The sequence below is a fragment of the Candidatus Hakubella thermalkaliphila genome (assembly GCF_013281975.1).
Lineage (GTDB): Bacteria > Actinomycetota > Humimicrobiia > Hakubellales > Hakubellaceae > Hakubella > Hakubella thermalkaliphila.
Genome location: NZ_BLRZ01000493.1, coordinates 1 through 518, shown reverse-complemented (window position 1 = coordinate 518; position 518 = coordinate 1). Strand labels below are relative to the sequence as shown.

Below are 518 nucleotides of genomic sequence, written 5' to 3'. Positions count from 1 at the left end.
CTGATGGTTTCCTTTGGATCTCACCGCCAGCTCGTGCTGGAGAAACACACCCGCGTACTTATAGCGCACATCCCCCAAGACCTCATCCCGGTCCACTTTGACCACGGTTCCCATCAACACGTCGCCCTCCTCGAAATTCACCATGGCCATATCGTAGTTGGGAACCATCTCTCCTTTCTCATTGGCAATAAGATATTCGTCTACCACCTCACCGTCTCCCTTTTTCTGCTCTATCACATCATCTTCCTCCCCTTTTTTTATTTTTGGAAATGCTATCCCTGAAGAACTAGCAGGACAACAAACCGCCTATATTATAAACTAAACAGCATTGATTAAACAAACCAATTTCTGCCATACCTGATATCTACTTTGAGAGGTACTGGACTCAGGTCGTAAGCCCCCTCCATCTCCTCCTGGACCAGAGACCCTATCCGCTCCTGTTCCCCTTTAGGGATCTCCAGAACCCGCTCATCGTGCACCTGAAGCACCAGCCTGGCATCCATACCCTCTTGCTTTAT

1 protein-coding gene and 1 pseudogene are annotated in these 518 nt (G+C 48.8%); both read right to left on the bottom strand.

The genetic code is table 11. From position 1 onward, the window contains the following. A pseudogene (locus HW443_RS12880) lies at nucleotides 1-237 on the bottom strand (hypothetical protein); the annotation flags it as partial. 95 nt (nucleotides 238-332) lie between these two features. Continuing rightward, nucleotides 333-518, bottom strand: a 186-nt coding sequence (locus tag HW443_RS12875) for a DNA polymerase (RefSeq protein ID WP_176238409.1), incomplete at its 5' end; no start/stop codon positions are given.